A 20,663-nucleotide genomic window follows, 5' to 3' on the forward strand; every position below is an offset into this window, starting at 1 on the left:
GGCGGCCCACCGGCCCACGCGGCGGCCGTGTTCTCCGGGTGAGCGGGGCCGTCGGGGGACAGGATGGGTGCATGGGATTCCATGTCGATTCCGAGACCGGGCGGCTGCGCCGCGTCATACTCCACCGGCCAGATCTGGAGCTGAAGCGGCTCACGCCCAGCAACAAGGACGCGTTGCTCTTCGACGACGTGCTGTGGGTGCGCCGGGCCAGACAGGAGCACGACGGTTTCGCGGATGTGCTCCGCGACCGCGGGGTGCAGGTCCATCTCTTCGGTGACCTGCTGCGCGAGTCGCTGGAGATCCGGGAGGCCCGGGCCCTCGTGCTGGACCGGGTCTTCGACGAGAAGGAGTACGGGCCGCTCGCGACGGGCCATCTGCGGGCGGCCTTCGAGGACCTGCCCGCCGCCGAGCTGGCGGAGGCGCTGGTCGGCGGGATGACCAAGCGGGAGTTCCTGGAAGGGCATCCGGAGCCGACGTCGGTGCGCTTCCACGCGATGGATCTGGACGACTTCCTGCTGGGTCCGCTGCCGAACCACCTCTTCACCCGGGACACCTCGGCCTGGATCTACGACGGGGTCTCGATCAACGCGATGCGCTGGCCGGCCCGGCAGCGCGAGACCGTCCACTTCGAGGCGATCTACCGTCACCATCCGCTGTTCACGGGGCCGCAGGCGGGCCCGTTCAACACCTGGTCGCGGGGGCAGAGCGACTACCCCTCCACCATCGAGGGCGGCGACGTCCTGGTGATCGGGAACGGCGCCGTGCTGATCGGGATGAGCGAGCGGACCACCCCGCAGGCCGTGGAGATGCTGGCCCGGGGCCTGTTCGCGGCGGGTTCGGCGCGCAGCATCGTGGCGCTCGACATGCCGAAGCGGCGGGCGTTCATGCATCTCGACACCGTGATGACGATGGTCGACGGAGAAACCTTCACGCAGTACGCGGGCCTGGGCATGCTCCGCTCGTACACGATCGAGCCGGGCGCGGGCGAGCAGGAGCTCAAGGTCACCGACCATCCGCCGGAGCACATGCACCGCGCGATCGCCGCGGCGCTCGGCCTGGACCGGATCCGGGTGCTCACCGCCACCCAGGACGTGCACTCCGCCGAGCGCGAGCAGTGGGACGACGGGTGCAACGTGCTCGCGGTCGAGCCGGGAGTGGTCGTGGCGTACGAGCGCAATGTCACGACCAACACGCATCTGCGCAAGGAGGGCATCGAGGTGATCGAGATCCGGGGCAGTGAGCTGGGGCGGGGGAGGGGCGGCCCGCGGTGCATGAGCTGTCCGGTGGAACGCGACGCCGTATAGTGATGCGCTCTTTCGTATAGACTTCCAGCGTTGTCCGTTCGTCGTCCCCTATCCGTGCTCAGGAGCAGCCCCATGGCGATAGATCTCGCAGGCCGCCACTTCCTCAAGGAGCTGGACTTCACGGCCGAGGAGTTCCTCGGGCTGGTCACGCTCGCCGCCGACCTCAAGGCTGCCAAGAAGGCCGGTGAGGAGGTGCGGCGGCTGCGCGGCCGCAACATCGCGCTGATCTTCGAGAAGCCCTCGACCCGCACCCGCTGCTCCTTCGAGGTGGCCGCCGCCGACCAGGGGGCCTCGACGACGTACATCGATCCCGTCGGCTCACACATCGGCAAGAAGGAGTCCGCGCGCGACACCGCCCGTGTGCTGGGCCGGATGTTCGACGCGATCGAGTTCCGTGGCGACGGGCAGGAGACCGTGGAGACGCTCGCCGCGCACGCCGGTGTGCCGGTCTACAACGGCCTCACCGACGACTGGCACCCGACGCAGATGCTCGCCGACGTCCTCACCGTCACCGAGCACACCGACAAGCCGCTGGGCGAGGTCGCCTTCGCCTATCTGGGCGACGCCCGCTTCAACATGGGCAACTCCTACCTCGTCACCGGAGCGCTGCTCGGCATGGACGTCCGCATCGTGGCGCCCAAGGCGTACTGGCCGGGCGGGGAGATCATCGCCCAGGCCCGCGAGGCGGCCGCGGGCAGCGGGGCGCGCATCACGCTCACCGAGTCCGTCGAGGAGGGCGTCGCCGGAGCGGACTTCGTCGCCACCGACGTGTGGGTCTCGATGGGCGAGCCCCAGGAGGTCTGGGCGGAGCGGATCAAGGCCCTCGCGCCGTACGCCGTGACCATGGACGTGCTGCGCGCCACCGGCAACCCGCAGGTGAAGTTCCTGCACTGCCTGCCCGCCTTCCACGACCTCGCGACCCAGGTCGGCCGCGACGTCCACGACCGGTTCGGCCTGACCGAGCTCGAAGTGACCGACGAGGTCTTCGAGTCGCCGCACTCGGTCGTCTTCGACGAGGCCGAGAACCGGATGCACACCATCAAGGCGATCATGGTCGCCACGCTGGGGGACCGGCCGGTGAGCTGAGGCGCCGAATAGGAATGCGCCCGATTGGGTGAACATGCGGTGAGGTGGCTACTATGTCGCTTCTTGGTGGGGTCCGAGCGCGCTCGGACCCCGCTTTCTTTTGCGTACGGCCCCTGCCCGGCCGGCGTGTGCGACCAGGAATGAGAACCACCCCATGCGGCGCCCCCACCCCGCCCCCCGCCCTCCCGCCGTGCTGCGGATCAAACCGCCGCGGCAGCTGATCGCCGAATCCGGCGCGGACCTCGAAGGCCATGGCCTGCGCCGCACCATGGGGCTCTTCCAGCTCGTGTGCTTCGGCGTCGGCGCGATCGTGGGCACCGGGATCTTCGTCGGGCTCTCCGACAGCGTCGCCAAGGCCGGCCCCGCCGTGGTCCTCTCCTTCGTGCTCGCGGCCGTCACCTGTGTGTTCACCGCGTTCTCCTTCGCCGAGCTCGGCGGCGCGATCCCGGTCTCCGGATCCTCGTACTCCTTCGCGTACGCCACGCTCGGCGAGCGCGTCGCGTTCCTGACGGGCTGGTGCCTGCTCCTGGAGTACGGCGTCTCGGTGTCCGCGGTCGCGGTCGGCTGGAGCCAGTACCTCAACGAGCTGCTCAACAGCCTCGTCGGGTGGCAGCTGCCGACCGCGCTCTCCGCGGGCCCTGGCGACGGCGGGGTGATCAACCTTCCGGCGGTCGTCGTCATCGTGCTCGCAGCGACGCTCCTGGTGCGGGGCGTGCGGGAGAGCGCGCGGGCCACCGCCGCGATGGCCGTGCTCAAGATCGGGATCCTGCTGCTGTTCCTGGCCATCGCGTTCACGGCGTTCGAGGCGGGCCACCTCTCGCCGTTCGCCACGCACGGCGCGGGCGGGGTCACCGCGGGCGCCTCGCTGGCCTTCTTCTCGTACATCGGCTTCGACGCGATCACCACAGCGGGTGAGGAAGTGAAGAATCCGCGCAAGAACGTGCCGATAGCGATCATGATCTGTATCGGTCTGGTCACCGTGCTCTACTGCGCGGTCGCCGTGGCCGCGATCGGCGGGCTCGGCGCGGACGCCGTCGGCGACAAGCCCGCCGCGCTCTCCCTGATCGTCAACCACGTCACCGACTCGACGTTCGGCGGCGGTGTCATCGCGTTCGGCGCGGTCGTCGCCATCGCGTCCGTGGTGCTCGCCGTGATGTACGGCCAGACCCGCATCCTGATGTCGATGTCCCGCGACGGCCTCGTGCCGCGGGTCTTCGAGCGGGTCTCGCCGAGGACCGCGACGCCGGTCGCCAACACCTGGATCGTGGCGCTGGTCTTCGCGGTCCCGGCCGCGTTCGCGTCCCTGGACGCGGTGGTCAACCTGACGACGATCGGCACGCTGGCCGTCATGGCCGTCGTGAACCTCGCCGTCATCGCGCTGCGCCGCGCCGAACCGGACCTCAAGCGCTCGTTCCGGGTGCCGCTCTACCCCGTCAGTCCGGTCCTGGGCGTCGGCTTCTGCCTCTACCTGATGTACGGCACCGGCTGGGCGACCTGGCTCCAGTTCGCCGCGTTCCTGCTGGCCGGACTGGCGGTGTACGCCTGCTACGGGCGCGGCCGTTCGCGGCTCGTCAGCCCGGACGGCCCCGCAGCGTGAACCAGACCGCCTTGCCGTGCGCGGTGGGGCGGTGACCGCAGGCCGAGCTCAGGGTGCGGATGAGGAGCAGGCCGCGGCCGTGCTCCTGCCAGGGGTCCGGCGGAGCGGCCGCCCGCGGGGACGAGAGATCGCCCGGCGGCAGGGGCGAGCCGTCGTGCACCTCGACCTGGCAGCCGGACGCGAGCAGCTCCACCACCAGCTCGATCGGCGCCTCGCCCGCGGTGTGCTCGACCGCGTTGGCGACGAGCTCCGCGGTGAGCAGCTCGGCGGTGTCGCTGTCGGCGGGCGCGTCGATGTCCGCGAGCGCGGTGCGCACCAGGGCGCGGGCGATGGGCACCGCGGCCGTCGTGTGGGGCAGCGCGATGCGCCAGGCGGTCGGCGTGGCATCGGGGGCTGGGCCGCAGGGGTCGGGCACGGCGGAGTTCCGTTCGGGTCGCGTGAGGCGCCTCGGGCGTATGAGGTCGTCCTGCTTTCAACCTTACGAACCCGAGGCCTCGCCCCAGTAGAGGCCCCCGTCGGAGGCGGCCGGGTCCTGGGGCATCGGCATCGGGGACCTTGTCCTCTGGCCCGCCCCACGGGCGTATCGCGTACTCGTGACGACAGTCACGTAAGAGTGATACCTTCGACGGGCAGGCAGCAGAAGCAGCGGCGGCACCGGCCGTCCCGCCGAAGGAGGCCGCACCGAGATGAGCCCCTTTCCCAGCTCCGCATCGCCCACCGAGGACTGGCGCCATCTGCGGCTGTCGGTGGACGACGGGGTCGCGACCGTCACCCTCGCCCGGCCGGAGAAACTCAACGCGCTGACCTTCGGCGCCTACGCCGACCTGCGCGACCTGCTCGCCGAGCTGTCCCGGGAGCGCTCCGTGCGCGCCCTGGTCCTGGCCGGTGAGGGGCGCGGGTTCTGCTCGGGCGGCGACGTCGACGACATCATCGGCGCCACCCTGTCGATGAACACCGCCGAGCTCCTGGACTTCAACCGCATGACCGGCCAGGTCGTCCGGGCCATCCGGGAGTGCCCCTTCCCGGTGATCGCCGCACTGCACGGTGTCGCGGCCGGTGCGGGCGCGGTGCTCGCCCTCGCCGCCGACTTCCGTATCGCCGACCCTTCCGCGCGGTTCGCCTTCCTGTTCACGAAGGTGGGGCTGTCGGGCGGCGACATGGGCGCGGCCTATCTCCTGCCCCGCGTCGTCGGCCTCGGCCACGCCACCCGGCTGCTCATGCTCGGCGAGCCCGTCCGCGCCCCCGAGGCCGAACGCATCGGCCTGCTCAGCGAGTTGACCGACGAGGGCCGCGCGGACGAACGCGCCGCCGAGCTCGCCCGCCGCCTCGCCGACGGCCCCGCCCTCGCCCACGCCCAGACCAAGGCGCTGCTCACCGCGGAGCTCGACATGCCGCTGGCGGCCTCCGTCGAACTGGACGCGGCCACCCAGGCGCTGCTGATGAACGGCGAGGACTACGCCGAGTTCCACGCGGCCTTCACCGAGAAGCGGCCCCCGAAGTGGCAGGGACGCTAGCGATGCCGGGCCCGGACGCGGCGCGCGCCCCGCTGCGGATCGCCGTCATCGGGGGCGGCCCCGGCGGGCTCTACGCCGCCGCTCTGCTCAAGCGGCTCGACCCCGAACGCGCTGTCACACTGTGGGAGCGCAACGCCCCCGACGACACCTTCGGGTTCGGCGTGGTCCTCTCCGACGAGACCCTCGGCGGCATCGAACACGCCGACCCGGACGTCTACCGGGCGCTGCGCGCCGAGTTCGTCCGCTGGGACGACATCGACATCGTGCACCGCGGGCGCACGCTCACCTCCGGCGGGCACGGCTTCGCGGCGCTCGGACGCAAGAGGCTCCTGGAGATCCTGCACGAGCGCTGCCACTCCCTCGGCGTCGACCTGCGCCTGCGCGTCGAGGCACCGCCCGCCGCCGAACTCGTCGCCGCGTACGACCTGGTGGTCGCGGCCGACGGGGTGCACAGCCTGACCCGCGAGGCGCACGCGGCCCATTTCGCGCCCCGGATCACCCGGCACCGCTGCCGCTACATCTGGCTCGCCGCCGACTTCGCCTTCGACGCCTTCCGCTTCGAGATCGCCGAGACCGAACACGGCGTGATGCAGCTGCACGGATACCCCTACTGCGCCGACTCCTCCACCGTCATCGTGGAAATGCGCGAAGAGGTGTGGGCGGCCGCCGGATTCGACGCGCTCGACGAGGGCGCCTCCGCCGACTACTGCGCCAAGATCTTCACCGACGCCCTCGGCGGACGGCCGCTGCGCGGCAACAAGTCCTCATGGACCGCCTTCCGCACCGTCGTCAACGACCGCTGGTCGTACGGGAACACGGTGCTGCTCGGCGACGCGGCCCACACCGCCCACTTCTCCATCGGCTCCGGCACCAAGCTGGCCGTCGAGGACGCCCTGGCGCTGGCCGCCTGCATCGAGGAGCGGCCCGATCTGCCCGCGGCCCTCGCCGCGTACGAGAGCGAGCGCCGGCCCGTCGTCGAGTCGACACAGCGGGCGGCGGCCGCCAGCCTGCGCTGGTTCGAGGAGCTGGGGCGCTATCTCGACCAGCCGCCCCGGCAGTTCGCCTTCAACCTCCTCACCCGCAGCCGCCGGGTCACCCACGACAACCTGCGGCTGCGCGACCCGGCCTTCACCGACACCGTCGAGCGGGAATTCGGCTGCCCACCGGGCACCCCGCCCATGTTCACCCCCTTCCGGCTGCGCGGCCTCGAACTGAGGAACCGCGTGGTCGTCTCGCCCATGGACATGTACTCCGCCGTGGACGGCGTCCCCGGCGACTTCCACCTCGTGCACCTGGGCGCACGGGCCCTGGGAGGCGCGGGCCTGGTCATGACCGAGATGGTGTGCGTGAGCCCCGAGGGCCGCATCACCCCCGGCTGCGCCGGCCTCTACACCCCCGAACAGGCCGAGGCCTGGCGGCGGATCGCCGACTTCGTCCACCGCCAGGCACCCGGCACCGCCTTCGGCATCCAGCTCGGCCACTCCGGACGCAAGGGCTCCACCCGGCTCATGTGGGACGGCATCGACCAGCCGCTCGACACCGGCAACTGGCCCCTGGCCGCCGCCTCCCCGCTCCCGTACCGCCCGGGCGTCAACCAGGTCCCGCACGCGCTGGACCGCGCGGGACTCACCGCTGTGCGCGAGCAGTTCACGGCCGCCGCCCGCCGGGCCGCCGACTGCGGCTTCGACCTGCTCGAACTGCACTGCGCCCACGGCTACCTGCTCTCCGGATTCCTCTCCCCGCTCACCAACCAACGGACCGACGCCTACGGGGGTTCCCTCGCCAACCGCCTGCGCTTCCCCCTGGAGGTCTTCGACGCGGTGCGCGCGTGCTGGCCCGAGGAGCGGCCCATGACGGTCCGCGTCTCCGCCACCGACTGGGCCGAGGGCGGCACGACCGCCGAGGACGCCGTCGAGATCGCGCGGGCCTTCGCCGCGCACGGCGCCGACGCCATCGACGTCTCCACCGGCCAGGTCGTCCCCGACGAACAGCCCGAGTACGGCCGCTCGTACCAGACCCCCTTCGCCGACCGGATCCGCAACGCGCTGGGCGTCCCGGTCGTCGCGGTCGGCGCCATCTCCTCCTGGGACGACGTCAACTCCCTGCTCCTGGCGGGCCGCACGGACCTGTGCGCGCTCGCCCGTCCGCACCTGTACGACCCGCACTGGACCCTGCACGCCGCGGCCGAGCAGGACTACGCGGGCCCCGGCGCGCCCTGGCCGCTGCCCTACCGGGCGGGCAGCCGCACACCGCCGACCGGCCGCACGGACGCGCCGAGGCCCCGGCTCAGCCTCGACTGAGGCGCGGCAGCGCCCCGCGGCACCGGTCGCGACCGGGCCGCGGAAATCTCCGGAGCCCCCCGGGAACCATTCGCACCGGTCGTCAGTTTCTACAGTGCTGTAGAAGTTTGACGACATGCATGGAGAAGCACCATGGCCCTGTGGGACCGCCTCAAGGAATCCGCCACGACGATGCAGACGCAGCTCGTGGCCAAGAAGAACGACCTGAAGAGCGGCGCCTTCCGCGACGCCAGCATGGCGATGTGTGCCCTGGTCGCCGCCGCGGACGGCACCATCGACGCGAGCGAGCGGCGCCGGGTGGCCCAGCTCATCGCCTCCAACGAGGTGTTGCAGAACTTCCCGGCCGCCGATCTGCAGCGCCGCTTCGACGAGGGGCTCGACAAGCTGGCCGCCGACTTCGACTTCGGCAAGGTCGGCCTGCTCCAGGAGGTCGCCAAGGCGAAGAAGAAGCCCGCCGAGGCGCGTGCCGTCATCCAGATAGGCATCGTCATCGGCGGCGCGGACGGCGACTTCGACAAGACCGAACAGGCCGTCGTCCGCGAGGCCTGCTACGCGCTGGGCCTGTCGCCGGTGGAGTTCGACCTGTAGGCGCCGCGCCGCGCGGCCGGGCCTCGGGGCGCGGGTCCCGTCACAGGGCCTCGGTCGTTCTCAGTACGGTGACCAGAACCAGGGTCGCGTTCGCGGACGACAGGGCGGAGGCGGCCGCGCCCGCCGTGGCGGTCCACAGGGCGAGCCCCGCGGCCGTCCCCGCGGGCGGCCAGGCGCGGCCGGGCGGCACCGGGCGCAGCAGCGCCGCCACCCTGCGCGGCACCGGTCCGGGAGCCGGGCCCGCCGCCGCGAAGGCGGGCAGCGGCAGCCGCCGCCCCGGGGCCGATGCCAGCGCCGCCTTGCCGATCGCGCGCGCCACCACCCTGCGGTCGCCCACCGCGCGCGCCGCGTCCTCGTCCGCCCAGCGCTCCGCCGTGAACGCCACGGCGGAACGCAGCGGGCGCAGGAACGGGTTGGCGCGCGCGGCCAGCCCGGCCACCAGCAGGTACCAGTGGTGACGCCCCGTCAGATGCGCTTCCTCGTGGGCGATCAGGGCCTGACGTTCGCGGGCGTCCAGGAGCTCCAGCATCGCGCTGGAGACCACGACGCGCCCGCGCGGGCCGCCGGGCAGGGCGTAGGCGTAAGGGCGCTCGTCCGGCACCACGGCCCGGCGGTCGCGGGTGAGCCCGTTCAGCGCGCGGGCGGCCTCCGTTCTCACCCGCCAGTGGTGCCACAGGAGTTGACCGCACGACGCGACGACGGCGGCCAGCGCGACCAGGGCCACCTGACCGACCGCCTCGTCGTAGGGCACCACCGCCCGGACCTCCGGATCGGCCCAGGCGTCCGGCAGCGGATTGCCGGGCAACTGCGCCGTCCCGGCCACCATGAGGAGGAGCAGACACAGCGTGCTGCACACCGCGAGCACCGCGCCCACCAGCGCCAGGACGCGCGTCGCCGTGCGCGGGTGCAGCCTCGGCCCGGCCAGGTGGGCGATCGGCCACGCGGTCAGCGGCAGCACGAGCGGCAGGACGACGAACACACCCACCGGATCAGTCCCCGGCCCCGCCGAGCAGGTCGCGCAGCAGCCGCTCGTCGTCCGGCGAGAGGTCCGTGACGAAGCTGGCGAGCACCGCGCCCCGGTCCCGCTCGGCGTCGAGCACCTTGCGCATCCTGCGGGCCGCGAGCCCCGCCTCGTCGGCGGGAGTCCATACGAACGAGCGGCCCGCGCGCTCGCGGGCGACGGCCTGCTTGGTGTGCAGCCGGGTCAGGATCGTCACCACGGTCGTATACGCGAGCGGCTCCCCGAGCCACTCCTGCACCCACCCCGCGGTGACCGGGCCCGGCGCCTCCCGCAGCGCCGCGAGCACCCGCGCCTCCAGCTCGCCCTGCCCCCGGCGGGGGCGCCTCGTCTGCGTCACGTCGTCATCGTACGAGGCGGCCGCGGCCCGCGGCCGGGCAGCGCGTCGCGCACGAACGCCGCGCCCGCCTCGCGCAGCAGCCCGTGCAGGTGCCCGAAGACCTCGGCGGAGCGCGCTCCCGGCCAGTCGCGGGGCAGGAGCTCGGCGGGCAGCCCCGGGTCGGCGTAGGGCAGCCGGCGCCAGGAGTCGAGGGCGAGGAGGTAGTCCCGGTAAGCGGCCTCGGCGCCGGCGTCAGGGCCGGGCGGCGAGCCGGCCGCGGCGTGCGCCCGTGACTGCCAGGTGCGCAGCACCGGTTCGTGGCGGTCGAGGAAGTCCTCGTGCTGCTTGGCGATGGCGGGCAGGTCCCACCAGCGGGCGACGGCCTCCGCGGTGGGCGCGAAGCCGAGGTGCTCTCCCCTGAACAGCTCGACGTACGGGGCGAGTTGGAGCCGCTCCAGGGTGTGCCGGGTCTCGTCGTGAAGCCGGGCGGGCGCGAGCCACACCCCGGGGGCGGCGGTGCCGAAGCCGAGCCCGGCAAGGCGTGAGCGCAGCACGTGCCGCTTGCTGCGTTCGGACTCGGGGACGGAGAACACCGCGAGCACCCAGCCCTCGGAGACCTCGGGCGAGGGGTGGGCGTAGATGCGCCGGTCGCCGTCGTCCAGGAGCTGGCGCGCGTCGGCGGACAGCGCGTATCCGGCCGCGCCCGCGGTGGTGGGCTGCGCCACGAGCAGCCCGCGCCGTTTGAGCCGGGACACCGACGAGCGCACGGAGGGCGCGTCGACGCCGACCGCCGCGAGCAGCCGGATCAGTTCGGCCACCGCGAGGGAGCCGGAGGTCTCGCGCCCGTAGGCGCCGTACAGGGTCACGATCAGGGATCGGGGGGTGTGCTGCTCGGCCACGTGATCACTCTAGTTCCCGCAGCCGGAAGCGCTGGAGCTTGCCGGTGGGGGTGCGCGGAAGCGCGTCCAGGAAGACGATCTCGCGCGGGCACTTGTAGGGGACGAGTTCGGACTTCACGAAGTCGCGCAGGAGCGCCACCGTGTCCGGCCCGCGCGCGGCCCCCGGCCGCAACACGCAGTAGGCGACGACCACATGGCCGCGGTGTTCGTCGGGGCGCCCCACCACCGCGGCCTCGGTCACGTCGGGGTGGCGCAGCAGGGCGTCCTCGACCTCGGGGCCCGCGATGTTGAACCCGGCCGAAATGATCATGTCGTCGGCGCGGGCCACGTACCGGAACCGGCCGTCGTCGTCGCGCACATAGGTGTCGCCGGTGACGTTCCAGCCGTCGCGGACGTACTGGCGCTGGCGTTCGTCGGCGAGGTAGCGGCAGCCGACCGGGCCGCGCACGGCGAGCAGTCCGGGCTCACCGTCCGGGACGGGGCGGCCCTGCCCGTCGACGACCCGGGCCTGCCAGCCGGGGACCGGCCTGCCGGTGGTGCCGGGCCGGATGTCCTCGTCCGCCGCCGAGATGAAGATGTGCAGCAGTTCGGTGGCGCCGATGCCGTTGATGATGCGCAGGCCGGTGCGCTCGTGCCAGGCCTGCCACGTCGCCGCGGGAAGGTTCTCACCGGCCGACACGCAGCGCCGCAGCGCGCCCAGGTCGTACGCGCCGAGCTCGTCCAGCATCGTCCGGTACGCGGTCGGCGCGGTGAACAGGACCGAGACGCGGTGTTCGGCGAGGGCGGGCAGCAGTTGCCGGGGCCCGGCCTGTTCGAGCAGCAGCGCCGAGGCGCCGGCCCGCAGCGGGAAGACGACGAGACCGCCGAGCCCGAAGGTGAACCCGAGCGGGGGGCTGCCCGCGAAGACGTCGTCGGGCACCGGCTTGAGCACGTGCCGGGCGAAGGTGTCGGCGATGGCGAGCACATCGCGGTGGAAGTGCATGCAGCCCTTGGGGCGGCCCGTCGTGCCGGAGGTGAAGGCGATCAGGGCGACGTCGTCCGCCGAGGTGTCCACGGCCGCGAACCGCCCCGTGGGCGCCCGCTTGACCCGGTTGAGGAGATCGCCCGGCCCGTCACCCCCGTACGCCGTGATGCGCAGGCCGGGTGCCTCGGCCCGCTCCAGGTCGGCCAGGACGCGGGCGTCGCACAGCGCGTGGCTGATCCGCGCGATGGAGCACATGACCCCCAGTTCATGGGCGCGCTGCTGGGCCAGCACGGTGACGGCGACCGCGCCCGCCTTCATCACGGCCAGCCAGCAGGCGGCCAGCCACGGCGTGGTCGGCCCGCGAAGGAGCACCCGGTTGCCGGGCACCACGCCGAGCTCGCCCGTCAGGACGTGGGCGATGCGGTCCACCCGGTCGCGCAGTTCGCGGTACGTCCAGACCTCGCCCTCGCCGGTGCGGAAGACGGGGCGGTCCGGGCCGAAGCGCTCGATGGTGGCGTCGAGGAGTTCGGCACCGCAGTTGAGCCGGTCGGGGTAGTGCGGCCCCGGCGGGCCGAGCACCAGGTCCGGCCACTGGTCGGTGGGCGGCAGGTGGTCGCGGGGAAAGGTGTCGGCGTGCGCTGAGGTCTTCAGCTCCATACGGGATCGCCCCCTTGTCGCCTCTGGAGCGTATCGTTTGGATGACGACAGTCAACAGTTCGCGATAGAGCGGTCCCTGTGGTTGTAGCGGCCCGAGTGGGACAGTCGGAACCCAAGTGGGAAAGGGGTGGCCATGCCCGGATTCGCGCTGGAGCCGGACCAGCTGGAATGGTGCGGGGAACTGCGGGTGCTCGCCGGGGCGCGGCTGCGCCCCCTCGCGGACAAGGGTGAGCCAGGGCGGGTCAACCGGCCACTCGTGGAGGCGCTCGGCGAGCACGGACTGCTCGCCCGGCTCTTCGGGTCCGGCGCCCTCGACCTCTGCCTGATGCGTGAGTCCCTGGCGTACGCGTGCACCGAGGCGGAGACCGCGCTCGCCCTTCAGGGCCTGGGCGCGCACCCGGTCGCCGCGTACGGGACGGCCGCGCAGCGCGAGCGCTGGCTGCCCGGGGTGACGGCGGGCCGCACGGTCGCCGCGTTCGCGCTGAGCGAGCCCGAGGCGGGCTCGGACGCGGCCGCCCTGAGCCTCAACGCCGTTCAGGATCAGGAAGGTTGGCGGCTGACGGGCCAGAAGTGCTGGATCTCCAACGCCCCCGAGGCCGACTTCTACACCGTCTTCGCCCGCACCACACCGGACGCGGGAGCGCGCGGGGTGACGGCCTTCCTGGTCCCCGCCGACCGGCCGGGCCTGAGCGGCGCCGCGCTCGACATGCTCTCCCCGCACGCCATCGGCAGCCTCGACTTCGACGGCGTGCCCGTCGGCGCCGACGACGTGCTGGGCGAGCCGGACCGGGGCTTCAGCGTGGCGATGAACACGCTCAACCTGTTCCGGCCGAGCGTCGGGGCGTTCGCCGTCGGCATGGCGCAGGCGGCCCTCGACGCGACGCTCGCGCACACCGCCCGGCGCACCGCGTTCGGCGGCCCGCTCAAGGACCTCCAGGCGGTCGCCCACCGGGTCGCCGACATGGCGACGCGCACCGAGGCGGCCCGCCTGCTGGTGTACGCGGCGGCCGCCGCCTACGACCGGGGCGAGGCGGACATCGCCCGCGGCTCCGCCATGGCCAAGCTGTTCGCCACCGAGACCGCTCAGTACGTCGTCGACGCGGCGGTGCAACTGCACGGCGCCCGCGCACTCCAGCGCGGGCACCTGCTCGAACACCTCTACCGTGAGGTCCGCGCGCCCCGCATCTACGAGGGCGCGAGCGAAGTGCAGCGCACGATCATCGCGAAGGAGCTGTTCCGATGAGCCTTGAGCGAGTGAACCCGGCCGGGCTCTCCCCGGCCACCGGCTTCAGCCACGCCGTCGTCGCCACCGGGTCGCGTGTCGTCTTCCTCGCCGGGCAGACCGCGCTGGACGCCGACGGCAAGGTGGTGGGCGCCACCCTGCCCGAGCAGTTCCGCACCGCCCTCACCAACCTCCTCGCCGCGCTGGCCGCGGCGGGCGGCGGCCCCGGCGACCTCGCACGGGTCACCGTGTACGCGACGGACGTCGCCGACTACCGGGAGAAGGCGCGTGAACTGGGCGCGATCTGGCGCGAGTTGGCCGGACGGGACTATCCGGCGATGGCCGTGGTCGGCGCGGTCCGGCTGTGGGACACCGAGGCCCTGGTCGAACTGGACGGGTTCGCCGTCCTGGACTGAGGACTCCCGCACGGGGCCGCCGTTCGAGCGGCCCTGTTCACGAAGGTTCCGGCACGGGGGCGTCCTTCGAGCGCCCCCGTTCGCGGAGACTCCCGCACGGGGCCGCCGTTCGAGCGCCCCTGTTCACGAAGCTTCCCGGACGGGGGCGGCCTTCGCGCGCCCCCGTTCGCGAAGGTTTCCCCCACCTGCTCATCGTCCGATCGGCGTCCCGTCCGCGAAGGCCCCCGCACCGGCTCACCCTTCGAGCAGCGCTCCCATCCACTCCTCCACGCCCGCCACGGACCGGGGCAGCGCCCCGGACAGCAGGCGGGCGCCGTCCTGGGTGATCACCAGGTCGTCCTCGATGCGGACGCCGATGCCGCGCAGTTCGGGCGGCAGGGTCTCGTCGTCCGGCTGGAGGTAGAGGCCCGGCTCCACGGTGAGGACCTGGCCCGGCTCCAGGACGCCGTCCAGATAGGTCTCGGCGCGCGCCTTCGCGCAGTCGTGCACGTCCAGGCCGAGCATGTGCCCGCTGCCGCACAGCGTGTAGCGGCGGTGCAGCTCGCCCGAGGCGCTCTTGAGGACGCCCCACTCGGCGAGGCCCTCCGCGATGACCCCCATCGCGGCCCGGTGGAAGTCGCGGAAGGCCGCCCCCGGCCGCAGGGCCGCGATGCCCGCATCCTGCGCGGCCAGGACGAGTTCGTACACCTGGCGCTGGACGGGGGAGAAGCGGCCGGAGAGCGGCAGGGTGCGGGTGATGTCGGCGGTGTACAGGGTGTCGGTCTCCACGCCCGCGTCGAGCAGCAGCAGGTCCTGGGGGTCGAGCCGCCCGTCGTTGCGGATCCAGTGCAGCACGCAGGCGTGCGCCCCGGACGCGGCGATCGTCTCGTACCCCGTGCCGTTGCCCTCCGCGCGGGCCCGCGCGGCGAAGGCCCCTTCGAGCAGCCGCTCGCCGCGCGGGTGGGCCAGGGCGCGCGGCAGGGAGCGTACGGCGTCCTCGAATCCGGCGGTGGTGTGGTCGACGGCCAGCTGGAGCTGGGCCAGCTCCCAGGCGTCCTTCACCAGCCTCAACTCCGAGAGAGCGGTGGCCAGTTCCTGGTCGGTGGCGGCGTTGCGGCCGGGCGCCGCCGTGTTCAGCTCGTCCAGGTGGGCGCAGCGCAGGCCCGTCAGGCGCTCGGTCTCCGCCAGGTCGGGACGGCGGCCCACCCAGAACTCGCCGTATCTGCGGTCGCGGTAGAACGCGTCGTCGCCCCCGGCGCGCGGCGAGCGGGGCCGCAGATACAGCACCGCCTCGTGGCCGGACCCGGACGGCTCCAGAACCAGGACGTGGCCCACCTGGTCCTCGCCGGTGAGGCCGGTCAGCCAGGCGTACGCGCTGTGCGGGCGGAAGCGGTGGTCGCAGTCGTTGGTGCGGACCTTCAACTCCCCGGCGGGCACGACGAGCCGCTCGCCGGGGAAGCGGGCGGACAGCCGGGCCCGGCGGCCCGGCATGACGTCGAACCCCGGCACCCGGGCGTCCGCGGGCAGCGGGGTCGGCGCCCAGTCGGTGCTCATGAACGCGGCGAGTTCGGGGCTGACGGGAAGGTCGTGGCTGCCGGTGTTGAGGGATGTGGGGCGCTCGGCCATCGAGGTCTCCCAAGGGTGGGAACGGGTAGGGAAAGGGGCGCCGATGCGGGGGCGAGGACCCACCCTGGGCGCTGAGTGCAATTTCACATTACTATGTCACAGCCCATAAGGCGTCTTCGAGTTTCCCAAGTGCCCATCGGTACGCAGGGATTGAGCTCGGACTCTTGTGGGTGCCCGTCGTTGGTCAGTAAAATGTCACACACCACACTAGGGAGTTCGACATGACGTCTGCAGCACCCCAGCGCACCCGGCCCTGGCACGGAATCCTCGTCGCGACCGCGCTTCCCCTGCGCTCCGACCTTTCCGTCGACTTCACCTCCTACGCCCAGCACGTGCGATGGCTGATCGACAACGGCTGTGACGGCGTCGTGCCCAACGGTTCGCTCGGCGAGTACCAGACCCTCTCCGACGAGGAGCGGGCCCGCGTCGTGCACACCGCCGTCGAGGCCGCGGGCGACGGCGACCGCGTCATGGCGGGCGTCGCCGCCTACGGCAGCACCGAGTCCCGCCGCTGGGCCGAGCAGGCCGCCGACGCGGGCGCGGGCTCCGTCCTGCTGCTCCCGCCCAACGCCTACCGGGCCGACGAACGCTCGGTGCGGGCCCACTACGCCGAGGTCGCCAAGGCGGGCCTGCCCGTCGTCGCCTACAACAACCCGTACGACACCAAGGTCGACCTCACGCCCGGCCTGCTCGCCCAGCTGTACGCCGACGGCAGCATCGTCGCCGTCAAGGAGTTCAGCGGCGATGTCCGCAGGGCCTACGAGATCGCCGAACTCGCCCCAGAACTGGACCTGTTGGCGGGCGCCGACGACGTGCTGCTCGAACTGGCCCTGGCCGGCGCCGTCGGCTGGATCGCCGGGTACCCCAACGCGCTGCCCGCCTCCTGCGCCCGGCTCTACCACGCCGCCGTCGCGGGCGACCTCGCCACCGCCCGCCCCCTCTACCGGGCGCTGCACCCCTTGCTGCGCTGGGACTCCAAGACCGAGTTCGTCCAGGCCATCAAGGTCTCCATGGACCTGGCGGGCCGCCCGGGCGGCCCGGTCCGGCCGCCCCGGCAGCCGCTCACCCCCGAACAGGACGCCGTCGTGCGCGCCGCCACCGAGAAGGCGCTCGCCGAAGGCCACAAGTAGCCCGCCAGGGAGGCGAACCCATGCGCACCCGACACGTCTACCACGCGGTCGACTCGCACACCGAAGGCATGCCCACCCGCGTCATCACCGGGGGCCTCGGCGTCGTCCCCGGCGCCACCATGGCCGAGCGGCGGCTGTACTTCATGGAGCACCTCGACCACATCCGTACGCTCCTCATGTACGAGCCGCGCGGACACGCCGCGATGAGCGGGGCGATCCTCCAGCCGCCGACCCGTCCCGACGCGGACTACGGCGTCCTCTACATCGAGGTCTCCGGCCTCCTGCCGATGTGCGGGCACGGCACCATCGGCGTGGCCACCGTGCTGGTGGAGACCGGGATGGTGCCGGTCACCGAGCCCGTCACCACGGTACGGCTGGACACCCCGGCCGGCCTGGTCAGCGTGGACGTGCGGGTCGAGGACGGCGAGGCGCGCTCCGTCACGCTGACCAACGTCCCCGCGTTCTGCCTGGCGCTCGACCGCAAGGTGCAGGTCCCTGGCCTCGGCACGGTCACCTACGACCTCGCGTACGGCGGCAACTTCTACGCCTTCGTCGAGCTCGAAGCGCTCGGCCTGCCCTTCGGGCGGGCCCACAAGGACGAACTCCTCGCCGCCGGGCTCGACATCATGGCCGCGATCAACGCGGGCGAGCCGCCCGTGCATCCCGAGAACCCGGGGATCGCCGGGGTGAAGCACGTCTACCTCGCCGCCCCGGGCTCCGGCGCGACGCGCTCGCGCCACGCCATGGCGATCCACCCGGGCTGGTTCGACCGCTCGCCGTGCGGCACCGGAACCTCCGCGCGGATGGCCCAGCTGCACGCCCGCGGCGAACTCCCGCTGCACCGCGACTTCACCAACGAGTCGTTCATCGGCACGGAGTTCACCGGACGGCTCGTCGGGGAGACCACTGTCGGCCCGCTGCCCGCGGTCGTGCCGACGGTCACCGGGCGGGCCTGGATCACCGGGACCGCGCAGTACTTCCTCAACCCGTCCGACCCGTTCCCGGAGGGCTTCCTGCTGTGATCCACCTCGGCGCGGACGACCTCGCGGCGCTGCTGACGCCGACGGCCGCGGCCGAGGCGCTGGCCGCGGTCCTGCGCGCGGGCCTCGACACGGAGCAGGACCCGGCCCGCTCCAACGTCGCGGTTCCGGCAGGCGAGTTGCTCATCATGCCGACCGCTTCGGCGGCGTACGCGGGCGTGAAGATCGCGGGGATCGCACCCGCCAACCCGGGGCGCGGGCTGCCCCGCATCACCGGCGGCTTCCTCCTCCTCGACGGTCCGACGCTGCTGCCCCTCGCCCTGCTGGACGCGGCCGCGCTGACCACGGTGCGCACCGCGGCCGTGTCGGCCCTGGCGATCGACGCGCTCGCCGAGCCGGACGCGACCCGCCTGGTCCTGTTCGGCGCTGGCCCCCAGGCCTACGCCCACCTCGAATCCGCCCTGAACACAAGGGAGTTGACCCAGGTGACGGTGGTGTCGCGAACGGCAGCATCGGCCGAGCGGCTGGTGACGTACGCCCGGGGTCTCGGTCTGGAGGCGCGGACCGGCGGCGCCTCGGACGTCTCGGTCGCCGATCTCGTCATCTGCTGCACCACCGCCCACGGACCGCTCTTCGACGGGCGGCGGCCGCCCGCGCACGCCGCCGTCGTCGCGGTCGGCTCGCACCGCCCGGACGTGCGCGAGATCGATTCGGCGCTGGTACGGCGGTCCTCGGTCTGGGTGGAGGCCCGGACGGCCGCCCTGCGCGAGGCGGGCGACCTGCTGATCCCGCTGGCCGAGGGCGCGATCGGCGAGGACCACATCACGGGCACCCTGGCCGCCCTGGTACGCGGCGAGGCGGCACCCCCCGGAGACCGCCCCCGGTTCTTCAAGAGCGTGGGCATGGCCTGGGAGGATCTCGCGGTGGCCGCGGCGGTGTTCCAGGCGTCGGGCACCTTGCGCGCCGTGCCGGTCGGGGCGGATCTCCACGGCCCGGGCCGTCCGCCGGCGGGGTGAGCCGCCGGGTTCACCCGGCCGGCGCCCCGCGGCGGCCGGGGTATCGCGACCGGGCGGAGGGGCGCGGACGGCCGAACGCCGCGCACCCCTTCGCCCCGGATCGCCCTAGATGTCCCGGAAGATCTCGATCTGGGCACCCACCGAGTTGAGCCGCTCGGCCAGGTCCTCGTAGCCGCGGTTGATGACGTACACGTTGCGCAGCACGGAGGTACCCTCGGCGGCCATCATCGCGAGCAGGACCACCACCGCCGGACGGAGCGCCGGGGGGCACATCATCTCGGCGGCGCGCCAGCGGGTCGGGCCCTCCACCAGGACCCGGTGCGGGTCGAGGAGCTGGAGGCGGCCGCCCAGGCGGTTGAGGTCCGTGAGGTAGATCGCGCGGTTGTCGTACACCCAGTCGTGGATGAGCGTCTTGCCCTGGGCCGCCGCCGCGATCGCCGCGAAGAACGGCACGTTGTCGATGTTGAGGCCGGGGAACGGCATCGGGTGGATCTTGTCGATGGGCGCCTCCAGCTTGGAGGGGCGCACGGTGAGGTCGATCAGCCGCGTGCGCCCGTTGTCGGCGGCGTACTCGGCGGTGCGGTCGTGGTCCAGGCCCATCTCCTCCAGGACCGCGAGCTCGATCTCCAGGAACTCCACCGGGACCCGGCGGATCGTCAGCTCCGACTCGGTGACGACGGCGGCGGCCAGCAGGCTCATCGCCTCGACCGGGTCCTCGGAGGGCGAGTAGTCCACGTCGACGTCGATGTCGGCCATGCCGTGCACGGTCAGCGTGGTGGTGCCGATGCCGTCCACCCGTACGCCCAGGGCCTCCAGGAAGAAGCACAGGTCCTGCACCATGTAGTTGGAGGAGGCGTTGCGGATGACGGTGACGCCGTTGTTGCGGGCGGCCGCGAGCAGCGCGTTCTCGGTCACGGTGTCGCCGCGCTCGGTCAGCACGATCGGGCGGTCGGGCGCGGTGCGCTCCACCTCGGCGTGGTAGATCCCCTCGGTGGCCGTGATGTCCAGGCCGAACCGGCGCAGGGCGATCATGTGCGGCTCGATGGTGCGGGTGCCGAGGTCGCAGCCGCCGGCGTAGGGGAGGCGGAAGCGGTCCATGCGGTGCAGCAGCGGGCCGAGGAACATGATGATGGAGCGGGTCCTGCGGGCGGCGTCCGCGTCCATCGCGTCGAGGTCGAGCCGGGCCGGCGGGACGATCTCCAGGTCGGTCCCCTCGTTGATCCAACGAGTGCGCACACCAATGGAGTTGAGGACTTCGAGGAGCCGGTAGACCTCTTCGATGCGGGCCACGCGGCGCAGCACGGTGCGGCCCTTGTTGAGCAGCGAGCCGCAAAGGAGCGCGACACAGGCGTTCTTGCTCGTCTTGACGTCGATGGAGCCCGAGAGGCGGCGGCCGCCGACCACGCGCAGGTGCATGGGACCCGCGTACCCGAGCGAGACGATTTCACTGTCGAGCGCCTCACCAATGCGCGCGATCATCTCAAGGCTGATGTTCTGGTTCCCGCGCTCGATGCGGTTCACGGCGCTCTGGCTGGTGCCCAGAGCCTCGGCCAACTGCGTCTGCGTCCAGCCCCGGTGCTGCCGGGCGTCACGGATGAGCTTGCCGATGCGTACGAGGTAGTCGTCTGCCATAGGGGCAGGTTATCTCAGATATGAGATGGCGCTCGCGCTGGGAGGGTCCATCAGGGTGAGGAACCGTCAATTCCGATACTGCGATTCCCGCGTAGGAGGGGCAACCGGAGGTGCTCCGTCCGGGGAACGTGCCACCGTGCGGACGCCGGGCGTGTCGGATCGCGCGGCCGTGGAGCCCGCCTCCCGTGACCGCGGAACCCGAGGTCGCGGGAGCCGCGCGGCCTGGCGCCGACACCCGTGCCCTGAATGGCGCCGCCCGCGCATGACCTACCGGCGGCCATGTACTAGAGTTATCTCGACATCGAGATATCTACCGAGGCGCACCGCAGCCAACGCTCGGTAAGGGTTACCTAACTTAGCCTTACCTTAGCGGATAGACCACAGATCGTGGCGGCAGGATTGTGGTGGAACGCGCA

The 20,663-nt window shown here is 72.6% G+C and carries 18 protein-coding genes; 11 read left to right on the forward strand and 7 right to left on the reverse strand.

Features of this window, described 5'->3' with window-relative positions; all coding sequences use genetic code 11:
• Window positions 1–71: 71 nt before the first annotated feature.
• The 3 genes from AC07F3_RS31360 (at window position 72) to AC07F3_RS31370 (ending at window position 3,987) form a co-directional block, all read left to right on the forward strand.
• A complete protein-coding gene (locus tag AC07F3_RS31360) occupies window positions 72–1,304 on the forward strand; it encodes an arginine deiminase (protein WP_479117788.1) in 1,233 nt (410 codons plus the stop codon).
• Between the two features lie 72 nt (window positions 1,305–1,376).
• On the forward strand, window positions 1,377–2,390 hold the full coding sequence (gene argF / locus AC07F3_RS31365) for an ornithine carbamoyltransferase (RefSeq protein ID WP_479117789.1): 1,014 nt from the start codon (window positions 1,377–1,379) through the stop codon (window positions 2,388–2,390).
• 154 nt (window positions 2,391–2,544) lie between these two features.
• On the forward strand, window positions 2,545–3,987 hold the full coding sequence (locus tag AC07F3_RS31370; RefSeq protein ID WP_479117790.1) for an amino acid permease: 1,443 nt from the start codon (window positions 2,545–2,547) through the stop codon (window positions 3,985–3,987).
• On the opposite strand, the gene AC07F3_RS31375 is transcribed toward AC07F3_RS31370, so the two are convergent.
• On the reverse strand, window positions 3,962–4,402 hold the full coding sequence (locus AC07F3_RS31375; RefSeq protein WP_479117791.1) for an ATP-binding protein: 441 nt from the start codon (window positions 4,400–4,402) through the stop codon (window positions 3,962–3,964). The genes AC07F3_RS31370 and AC07F3_RS31375 overlap by 26 nt on opposite strands.
• A gap of 271 nt (window positions 4,403–4,673) precedes the next feature.
• Here AC07F3_RS31375 and AC07F3_RS31380 point away from each other — a divergent pair, with 271 nt between their 5' ends.
• From AC07F3_RS31380 to AC07F3_RS31390, 3 genes are all read left to right on the forward strand, one after another.
• Window positions 4,674–5,501, forward strand: coding sequence for an enoyl-CoA hydratase family protein (locus AC07F3_RS31380; protein WP_479117792.1), 828 nt, complete (start codon window positions 4,674–4,676; stop codon window positions 5,499–5,501).
• Window positions 5,502–5,503: 2 nt separating this feature from the next.
• Window positions 5,504–7,801 carry a bifunctional salicylyl-CoA 5-hydroxylase/oxidoreductase gene (locus AC07F3_RS31385; protein ID WP_479117848.1) on the forward strand — a complete coding sequence of 766 codons (2,298 nt, stop codon included), beginning with the start codon at window positions 5,504–5,506 and terminating at the stop codon, window positions 7,799–7,801.
• 132 nt (window positions 7,802–7,933) lie between these two features.
• Window positions 7,934–8,389 (forward strand): tellurite resistance TerB family protein, encoded by a 456-nt coding sequence (locus tag AC07F3_RS31390; protein WP_479117793.1) that lies wholly within the window; start codon window positions 7,934–7,936, stop codon window positions 8,387–8,389.
• Window positions 8,390–8,429: 40 nt separating this feature from the next.
• On the opposite strand, the gene AC07F3_RS31395 is transcribed toward AC07F3_RS31390, so the two are convergent.
• Genes AC07F3_RS31395 through AC07F3_RS31410 form a run of 4 tightly spaced genes read right to left on the reverse strand, consistent with a single transcriptional unit; the run spans window position 8,430 to window position 12,246 of the window.
• A complete protein-coding gene (locus tag AC07F3_RS31395) occupies window positions 8,430–9,374 on the reverse strand; it encodes a M56 family metallopeptidase (protein WP_479117794.1) in 945 nt (314 codons plus the stop codon).
• Window positions 9,375–9,378: 4 nt separating this feature from the next.
• On the reverse strand, window positions 9,379–9,747 hold the full coding sequence (locus AC07F3_RS31400; protein ID WP_479117795.1) for a BlaI/MecI/CopY family transcriptional regulator: 369 nt from the start codon (window positions 9,745–9,747) through the stop codon (window positions 9,379–9,381).
• Entirely contained in the window at window positions 9,744–10,625 is an 882-nt protein-coding gene (locus AC07F3_RS31405) for a PaaX family transcriptional regulator (RefSeq protein ID WP_479117796.1), read from the reverse strand. The genes AC07F3_RS31400 and AC07F3_RS31405 overlap by 4 nt, the downstream gene beginning before the upstream one ends.
• A gap of 4 nt (window positions 10,626–10,629) precedes the next feature.
• Window positions 10,630–12,246 (reverse strand): AMP-binding protein, encoded by a 1,617-nt coding sequence (locus tag AC07F3_RS31410; protein WP_479117797.1) that lies wholly within the window; start codon window positions 12,244–12,246, stop codon window positions 10,630–10,632.
• Between the two features lie 133 nt (window positions 12,247–12,379).
• Between AC07F3_RS31410 and AC07F3_RS31415 the strand changes: the two genes are divergently transcribed.
• On the forward strand, window positions 12,380–13,489 hold the full coding sequence (locus AC07F3_RS31415; RefSeq protein WP_479117798.1) for an acyl-CoA dehydrogenase family protein: 1,110 nt from the start codon (window positions 12,380–12,382) through the stop codon (window positions 13,487–13,489).
• Window positions 13,486–13,884, forward strand: a complete 399-nt coding sequence (locus AC07F3_RS31420; protein WP_479117799.1) for a RidA family protein — start codon at window positions 13,486–13,488, stop codon at window positions 13,882–13,884. Before AC07F3_RS31415 ends, AC07F3_RS31420 begins: the two co-directional genes overlap by 4 nt.
• 234 nt (window positions 13,885–14,118) lie before the next feature.
• Here the strand turns inward: AC07F3_RS31420 and AC07F3_RS31425 are convergent, their stop codons facing one another.
• Entirely contained in the window at window positions 14,119–15,489 is a 1,371-nt protein-coding gene (locus AC07F3_RS31425; RefSeq protein ID WP_479117800.1) for an aminopeptidase P family protein, read from the reverse strand.
• A 221-nt stretch (window positions 15,490–15,710) separates the two neighbouring features.
• Here AC07F3_RS31425 and AC07F3_RS31430 point away from each other — a divergent pair, with 221 nt between their 5' ends.
• From AC07F3_RS31430 to AC07F3_RS31440, 3 genes are read left to right on the forward strand one after another with little or no spacing between them, the layout of a single operon-like run.
• Window positions 15,711–16,619 carry a dihydrodipicolinate synthase family protein gene (locus AC07F3_RS31430; protein WP_479117801.1) on the forward strand — a complete coding sequence of 303 codons (909 nt, stop codon included), beginning with the start codon at window positions 15,711–15,713 and terminating at the stop codon, window positions 16,617–16,619.
• Window positions 16,620–16,639: 20 nt separating this feature from the next.
• Entirely contained in the window at window positions 16,640–17,641 is a 1,002-nt protein-coding gene (locus AC07F3_RS31435) for a proline racemase family protein (RefSeq protein ID WP_479117802.1), read from the forward strand.
• Entirely contained in the window at window positions 17,638–18,615 is a 978-nt protein-coding gene (locus AC07F3_RS31440; protein ID WP_479117803.1) for an ornithine cyclodeaminase family protein, read from the forward strand. Before AC07F3_RS31435 ends, AC07F3_RS31440 begins: the two co-directional genes overlap by 4 nt.
• A gap of 105 nt (window positions 18,616–18,720) precedes the next feature.
• On the opposite strand, the gene AC07F3_RS31445 is transcribed toward AC07F3_RS31440, so the two are convergent.
• Window positions 18,721–20,247: a helix-turn-helix domain-containing protein gene (locus tag AC07F3_RS31445; protein WP_479117804.1), complete on the reverse strand. Its 1,527-nt coding sequence runs from the start codon at window positions 20,245–20,247 to the stop codon at window positions 18,721–18,723.
• Window positions 20,248–20,663 lie beyond the last annotated feature (416 nt).

It is taken from the genome of Streptomyces sp. NPDC045846, assembly GCF_056431605.1.

Coding starts and splice junctions, on each gene's coding strand:
- AC07F3_RS31360 (WP_479117788.1), top strand. CDS start 72: ATGGGATTCCATGTCGATTCCGAGACCGGGCGGCTGCGCCGCGTCATA.
- argF (WP_479117789.1), top strand. CDS start 1,377: ATGGCGATAGATCTCGCAGGCCGCCACTTCCTCAAGGAGCTGGACTTC.
- AC07F3_RS31370 (WP_479117790.1), top strand. CDS start 2,545: ATGCGGCGCCCCCACCCCGCCCCCCGCCCTCCCGCCGTGCTGCGGATC.
- AC07F3_RS31380 (WP_479117792.1), top strand. CDS start 4,674: ATGAGCCCCTTTCCCAGCTCCGCATCGCCCACCGAGGACTGGCGCCAT.
- AC07F3_RS31385 (WP_479117848.1), top strand. CDS start 5,504: ATGCCGGGCCCGGACGCGGCGCGCGCCCCGCTGCGGATCGCCGTCATC.
- AC07F3_RS31390 (WP_479117793.1), top strand. CDS start 7,934: ATGGCCCTGTGGGACCGCCTCAAGGAATCCGCCACGACGATGCAGACG.
- AC07F3_RS31410 (WP_479117797.1), bottom strand. CDS start 12,246: ATGGAGCTGAAGACCTCAGCGCACGCCGACACCTTTCCCCGCGACCAC.
- AC07F3_RS31415 (WP_479117798.1), top strand. CDS start 12,380: ATGCCCGGATTCGCGCTGGAGCCGGACCAGCTGGAATGGTGCGGGGAA.
- AC07F3_RS31420 (WP_479117799.1), top strand. CDS start 13,486: ATGAGCCTTGAGCGAGTGAACCCGGCCGGGCTCTCCCCGGCCACCGGC.
- AC07F3_RS31425 (WP_479117800.1), bottom strand. CDS start 15,489: ATGGCCGAGCGCCCCACATCCCTCAACACCGGCAGCCACGACCTTCCC.
- AC07F3_RS31430 (WP_479117801.1), top strand. CDS start 15,711: ATGACGTCTGCAGCACCCCAGCGCACCCGGCCCTGGCACGGAATCCTC.
- AC07F3_RS31435 (WP_479117802.1), top strand. CDS start 16,640: ATGCGCACCCGACACGTCTACCACGCGGTCGACTCGCACACCGAAGGC.
- AC07F3_RS31445 (WP_479117804.1), bottom strand. CDS start 20,247: ATGGCAGACGACTACCTCGTACGCATCGGCAAGCTCATCCGTGACGCC.